This is a genomic window from Mycobacterium tilburgii, from assembly GCF_902168065.1.
Classification (GTDB): domain Bacteria; phylum Actinomycetota; class Actinomycetes; order Mycobacteriales; family Mycobacteriaceae; genus Mycobacterium; species Mycobacterium tilburgii.
Map to the genome: position 1 here is coordinate 21257 of NZ_LR655728.1, position 6398 is coordinate 27654.

The following is a 6398-nucleotide window of genomic DNA, read 5'->3' on the forward strand; positions in this document are numbered from 1 at the left end:
CCAGCACGGTCTCCACACAATGCTGCAAGCTGGTCAGCCGCTGCATCCCGATCATCGTCAGCGCATCGGCCGGCCAATCTAGCCCCCGATCCCGGGCGTAGGCGTTAAACGGTCGCTTGCGCACCAGCAAGAAATTGCGCGTATTAAAAATCGGCCGTCCCAGCCGATACCAGCCAACCGGCACCAACTCATCCTGACCATAACGAGTCAGTTCACGACGGAGCAGATCAAGGTACGCGGACCGCGAGTCGGTTTCCGCCACGGTCAAAACTGCCCCTCTCCTCGCATACCACTAACTCCTAGTCATGCGCCCAGACGCCTGACCGCGCGGAGAACGCGTTTCACGGATTTTGGTCGCCGTCCCCGCTTGGCTCAGCGTGCGTCCATCACCTACCGGTATGCAGGCGTTGGCATGTGAGCAAGCCTGCCAGCGCGGGCGGCTATGGGCCTGGTCACGCGCAAGCCAAAATACCTAATCAGTTCCAGGTCCAGGGAAAACCCGCCTCGGCCGGCGCCGGCCCCGGTTAGCGTGCCGACCCCAGCTTTCCCAGGCCGGTGATCTCGAGGCTGACCGACTTGCGCGAGCCGACGGCGCCGAGCAGGAAGAGCATGTCTATAAGCGGCGCTCCCAGCCAGAACCGCCAGAACGGCTTGCGGAAGCAGATCGAGGCGAACCGCCCCTCCCCAAACAACCAGAAAATCGGAATCGCGACGGAGTAGTACAGCATGCACATCCAGCGCGACTGGACCATCTCGATATTCATTTCCATCATTTCCAGGCCCCACGCGCGGTAATTCCACTCCAGCTCATAGCGGCTCTGAAATTCGTAGAACGCCCGCATCTCGCCGTTGGTGACCAGATACTCGTCGAAAACCAGAATGGACCCCGGGACGAAGCGCTCCTTGCAGATCTCCAGGGCGTGCAGGCAGCTCTCGTAGGTGTCCAGGTCCATGTGGAAGAGCCTGATCGGGGCGCCCGGATGCTCGGCCAAAAACGGCGCCAGCGTGTCGTAGGTGCTGCCCTTGATAAACCGCACTTTCCGGCCGAGCGTCGCCGGCAGGCCGTCCTCCTGGAACACCACGCCCGTGTCGCGGATGAAGCGCTGCGCGAACGGGTCGGACAGCGAGAAGGTGCCCCGTTTGACCACTTGGTCTTCGAGCTTCCAGTCCTCGACCAGGCCTTCGAAACTGTCGAACCCATAGACCATGCGGCCGCTTGCGTCCGAGATCAGCCGCGTGGACCAGCCGATCCAGACGCCGAGGTCGAGCAACAGCTCATCGGAATCCCCGAGGGTCGGCCCCGCCAGGGCCGACGATTCGGTCAACAGCGTGTGTCCGCGGATGCGGCGCTTGCGCAGCTCGGCCATGGTGCGGCGAATGAAGTCGCGGTAGCCCTCGTCATAGATCCGGATGTCACGCGCATACAAGTGGGGGATGTAGCGATCGCGCCCCGGATACACCAGGCGCGCGGCAAAGAGCAGCACCAGAAGTGCACCCAGCACAGCGGCGAGGATCGGCACGAAGAAGCACGCGGTGGCGGTAATGAGAGCAACCGCAAAAAGCGTCGTCTTCCACAGACGATGAACGGTCGTCCGATCCACTGCCCGCCTGTCGACCTCTACACCACGCACCGGTTCACCTCCCTGTTCTTGGGCTAGATTAAGTCGAACCAGCCTGGATTATTATTGCATCACATGATTAGGTGAACAGGCGAACAACCTCGCCGCTTGTTACCGGCTTTTAGCGACGTGTGCGCGACGCGAAGCGTTGGCCGATGTCGGCGCGTGGTGCTGTCGAACGCTGGACTATTTAGGGGGGAAAGGTTGCTGTTGAGGGTGATTCGAGCTGCCTGACGATCCAATCGAATAGCACCCGCAAGCCGTCGTCCAGCGACCACTTGGGCCGCCAGTGCAACTCGCTTTGCGCCGGGCCGATGTCGCAACTCGCCGCACGCACGTCACCGTCGCGGAACTGCGCGGTGACAACGGGTTCCGGAGCACCGAAGTTCGCGGCGATCTTGCGGGCCAGCTCGTGGATCGTGGTGGTGACGCCCGAACCGATGTCTAGGCGACGCGAGCCGGGCGCGGGGTTCTGCACGGCAGCGAACAGCGCGTCAACGACATCCTCGATATATACGAAATCGCGGACGATGCGGCCGTCTTCGTAGACGTTGGATGGGCGCTGTTCGCGGGACACCCGCGCGAAGAACGGCACCACCCCGGTATACGGGTTGCTCAGCGATTGGCCCGGCCCATAGACGTTCTGCAGCCGCAGCACACTCAGATTGCTGCCGTGCGCAGCGCACCAGGACGCCAGGATGTGCTCCTGGGCCAGCTTGGTGGCGGCATAGATGTTGCTCGGCCGCGGCTCGGTGCGCGCCGCGCAGCTCGGCAGCGAGACCGCAGGTTCCCCGCCCGATCCCGGCGGATCCCACACGCCCGCCACCAGCTGTGCGTGGCTACGCGGGCCCGGATAGAACACCTGCGTGCCGCTCTGCCAGGCGCCCTCACCGTAAACGGCCCGGGATGACGCCAGCACCAGTTGCTGGGGCACCCACTCGGCTCGGCTCAGCGCGTCGACCAGCTGGGTGGTGCCCACCACGTTCACCGACCCGTGGCGGGTGGCCTGAGACAGTGATTGCGCCGTTCCCGTTTCGGCGGCCAGATGGACGATCTGGATGGGGCGGAACAGTCGAAGCACGGCGTCGCAGTCGGGCCCGTGGGTGACGTCACTGGTGAACAGGCGCACGGCGGACGGCAGGTCCGGGGCCTGGCCTTGCGCGTGCACCTGTGGGTGCAGGACATCCATCACGGCGACGTCGTAACCGGCCTTGACCAGCCGGTGTGACAGCGCGGAACCGATGAATCCTGCTCCACCAGTGATTAGCACGGATGCTGACAAGAGCCGACATCTCCCTGTGGTCTGCGGAGCAAAATGGTTTACCGGCACGCTGCCGGGACGCGGTCACGGTTGATCATATCGGTGACCTGCCCGAGCATCGGCCGGATTTTCCGCGAAAACCCGGCGCCGCAACGACTTCGATACGCGTCAGCCGGCGGCGGCGTCCGCTTCGGCCCGGAATTCCGTCACCGGCCGGAAACCGCGTTTGCGGGCCTTTCCGACGCCCGCCCGCAGCAGGTGCCCAACGTGGCCAAACCCGAGTGATCCAGCACCAAGAACGGCGACAACAGCCGGTTGTGCACGAAGGAGAACGCCAGCCCGGACGCGGGGGGTCGACCCAGCCGAACGAACCGCCCATGCCGACGTGCCCAAAGCCGGGCATCACATTGCCAAACGGCATGGTGTGGTAGCCGAGGTGAAATGTAAACGGCACCATGATGTTTCGGTCCCGATTCAGGCTGCGCCGCCCGGTCAGGCCGGTCGAGGATCTCGGGCGAGAGGAACCGGGTGCCCGTCAATCTCACCGCCGTTGCGATGGCGCCGTACATCCGCGCCAGGGCGCGGGCGGTCGCCACGCCGTTGGCCGCGGGCATTTCTGCGTCCAGCAACGGGATTTCGCCCTGCACGGCGGCCATCACACCGCGGAAGTACAGGGACCGGAAGCCGCCGGACAGCTGGGTGACGACCTTGCGCGCCGCGTAGCCGATGACGGGATTGCCAATCACGTTCTGCGGCATGATGATTTCGGCGACCCGCGTCGGGGCGCCGCCGGGCAGCCGACCCAAGTGCAGGCCGTCGGTGTCCAACGGTGCGGCCAGCTCCTCGCGGATCAATTGCCGCATGCCCTTTCCGGTGATCGCCCGGGCCAGGCCGGACATCAGCCAGCCGAACGTGAGCGCGTGGTACGCCGGTTTGCCCAGCAGCCGTCCCGGGGACGGCCGCGGCGAGCCGTTGCTCCATGACGAGGTGGTCGAGCAAGTCTTCCTGGGTCACTCCGCGCAGGCCGGACAGACTGCCGCGGTGCCTCATCACCTCGCGGACGGTGAGCTTTTGCCTTGCCGTTGGCGCCGAACTCTGGCCAGTACTCGGCCACCGGGGCCTCGTAGTCGATCAGCCCGCGATCGGCGAGCCGGTGGATGACCGCCGCGGCTATGCCCTTGGTCGCCGAGAACACCATAGGCGCCCGGTCGGCCGTCCAGGGCACCCGCCCGGCACGGTCCGACCAGCCCGTCCACACGTCGACGACCGGTCGACCGTCAAGATAGACCGCCAGCGCTCCCCCGCCGAAGCGACGGCCGGAGAACATGCTGGAAAAGCCACGAACGACGCACGAGAAGTTTAGGTCCGCCGCGCCGAACACACGATGACCTGCGTCATGGATCGTGGGAGGGGTTCGCGGCGATCGACCCCATTGTCTACCGTCACGACTTCGAATTTACGTCGAATCGGCCGGGCACACGGGCAAACACGGATTAATTTACCTTTCCGTTAGCGCGACGCTGCGTCTAGTATTTGCTGGGCCGCTAGGGCCGGGGTCAGTTCCCCCGCCTTGACCCGCCGTTACACATTGGCACGCATGGCGCGCACCGCCGGGTTGGACAACACCCGATCCAGGACGGTGTCGCGGACCATCTGCCAGGTTTAATCGACCTGCTGCGACCGGCATTTGGCGTCGAACTCGCCGGCCTCGGTCAGCACCTGGCGATGGCGCTCGACGGCGTCCCACATCTCGGTCAGTCCGGTCCCTTCCACCGCACTCATCGTCAGAACCGGTGGCCGCCAGAGGGTTTCGCGAGGATAAATCAACCGTATCGCCGACGACAGCTCCCGCGCGGCTTGACGCGTCTCGGGCAGGTACTCGCCGTCGGCCTTGTTGACCACCACGATGTCGACCAGTTCCAGGACGCCCTTCTTGATTCCCTGCAGTTGATCGCCGGTGCGCGCCAGGGTGAACAGCACAAACGTGTCGACCATGTTCGCTACGGTGACCTCGCATTGTCCAACGCCGACGGTTTCAATCAGGATCACGTTAAAACCGGCCTCTTCCAGCAGGATCACCGTCTCGCAGGTGGCCTTTGCCACCCCACCCAAGGTTCCCGACGTCGGGGACGGCCGGATGTAGGCGTCGGGGTGCGCGGGCCAGCCGGCCCATCCGGGTCTTGTCGCCCAGGATCGAGCCCCCGGTGCGCGTCGAGGACGGGTCGACCGCCAGCACCGCCACCCGGTTGGCCGCAGTCGATCAGATGCATGCCCAGCGCCTCGATGGTGGTGGACCTGCCTACCCCCGGAACCCCGGTGATGCCCATCCAGTGCGCATTTCCGGAGTCGGGCAGCAGATCCAGCAGCAATTGCTGGGCCCGCTCGCGGTGGTCGGCACGAGTGGACTCCAGCATTGTGATTGCTCGGGGCAGCGCGGCGCGATCACCGCCGTGAATGGACTCGGCTAACCCGTCGACGGAATTGTCGGCCTTGCCGGCATCGGTCGCCATCTAGCTTAGGTTGTAGCCCAACCGTTCGGCGAGCTTGTTCAGCAAGCCGATCGCAGCCTCGGCGATCACGGTCCCGGGCGGGAAGTATAGCGGCCGCCCCTGCGGCGTAGAGCTCGTCGAAGTCGCCGGGCGGGATCACGCCGCCGACCACGATCATGACGTCTGGCCTGCCGACCTCGGCCAGCGCGTCGCGCAGCGTCGGCACCAGGGTCAGGTGACCGGCCGCCAGGCGAGGACACGCCCACCACGTGCACGTCGTTGTCGGCGGCCTGGCGAGCCCCTCTTCGGGAGTGGAGAACAGCGATCCGACGTCGACGTCGCACCAATGTCGGCGAACGCCGTTGCGATCACCTTCTACCCGCGGTCGTGGCCGTCCTGGCCACCAGAATCCGGGGGCGGCGGCCATCCGGCTTCGGCGAACTTCTCGACGAGTTCGATGGCGTCAGAGAAGGAAGTCTTGTTTCCGCCTCCCGATGCTTCGTCGCGGTAGACGCCGGCGATCGTACGGATCTTCGCCTGGTGACGGCCGTACACCTTTTCCAGCGCGTCCGAGATCTCCCCGACCGTGGCCTTAGCGCGTGCGGCGTTGATAGCCAGGGCCAGCAGGTTGTTGCCCAGACCGTTTCCCCGGCACGGCCGTGCGCGGCGGCCGCACGGGACAGCTCAGCCAGGGCGGCCTCCACAGCGTGCGAATCCCGGTTTGCCCGAAGCTCTTTGAGCTTGGCCAACTGCTCGGCCCGCACCCGGGTGTTGTCGACCTTTAGGACCTCGACCTCCTGGTCTCTTCGACCTGGCACTTGTTGACCCCGATGAACGGCTGGATCCCGGAGTCGATCCTGCGCCTGGGTGCGCGCCGCGGCCTCCTCGATGCGTAGTTTGGGGACGCCGTCGTCGATGGCCTGGGCCATGTGCCGCCATGCTCCGCGACCTCGGCGATGTGGGCGCGCCCGCTGCGCAAGCGGATGGGTGAGGCCTGTGGGGTAGGGGGGGGGGGGGGGGGGGGGGAGG

At 65.5% G+C, this 6398-nt stretch carries 5 protein-coding genes and 3 pseudogenes; all 8 read right to left on the reverse strand.

The genetic code is table 11. The features are described 5' to 3' along the window. The coding region (locus FQ389_RS14110; RefSeq protein ID WP_407662893.1) for a TylF/MycF/NovP-related O-methyltransferase at positions 1–262 on the reverse strand (262 nt) is incomplete at its 3' end. A gap of 262 nt (positions 263–524) precedes the next feature. After that, positions 525–1601 (reverse strand): class I SAM-dependent methyltransferase, encoded by a 1077-nt coding sequence (locus FQ389_RS14115; RefSeq protein ID WP_260860776.1) that lies wholly within the window; start codon positions 1599–1601, stop codon positions 525–527. Between the two features lie 208 nt (positions 1602–1809). Continuing rightward, a complete protein-coding gene (locus FQ389_RS14120) occupies positions 1810–2889 on the reverse strand; it encodes an NAD-dependent epimerase/dehydratase family protein (protein ID WP_144208697.1) in 1080 nt (359 codons plus the stop codon). 159 nt (positions 2890–3048) lie between these two features. Further along, positions 3049–4326: pseudogene (lipL, locus tag FQ389_RS14125) on the reverse strand (esterase/beta-lactamase LipL). 63 nt (positions 4327–4389) lie between these two features. Continuing rightward, a pseudogene (gene meaB / locus FQ389_RS14130) lies at positions 4390–5390 on the reverse strand (methylmalonyl Co-A mutase-associated GTPase MeaB). Then, positions 5323–5796 (reverse strand): hypothetical protein, encoded by a 474-nt coding sequence (locus tag FQ389_RS22650; protein WP_144208700.1) that lies wholly within the window; start codon positions 5794–5796, stop codon positions 5323–5325. Before FQ389_RS22650 ends, meaB begins: the two are co-directional and overlap by 68 nt. Next, the gene (locus FQ389_RS22655; protein WP_407662896.1) at positions 5745–5924 is read right to left on the reverse strand and encodes a hypothetical protein; all 180 of its coding nucleotides are present in this window, start codon (positions 5922–5924) and stop codon (positions 5745–5747) included. Before FQ389_RS22655 ends, FQ389_RS22650 begins: the two co-directional genes overlap by 52 nt. A 170-nt stretch (positions 5925–6094) precedes the next feature. Beyond that, positions 6095–6298: pseudogene (locus FQ389_RS22660) on the reverse strand (methylmalonyl-CoA mutase family protein); the annotation flags it as partial. Positions 6299–6398 lie beyond the last annotated feature (100 nt).

What these genes read in the sequence shown, in the direction of transcription:
- FQ389_RS22650 (WP_144208700.1), bottom strand. Translation starts at nt 5,796, where the DNA reads ATGGCCGCCGCCCCCGGATTCTGGTGGCCAGGACGGCCACGACCGCGG.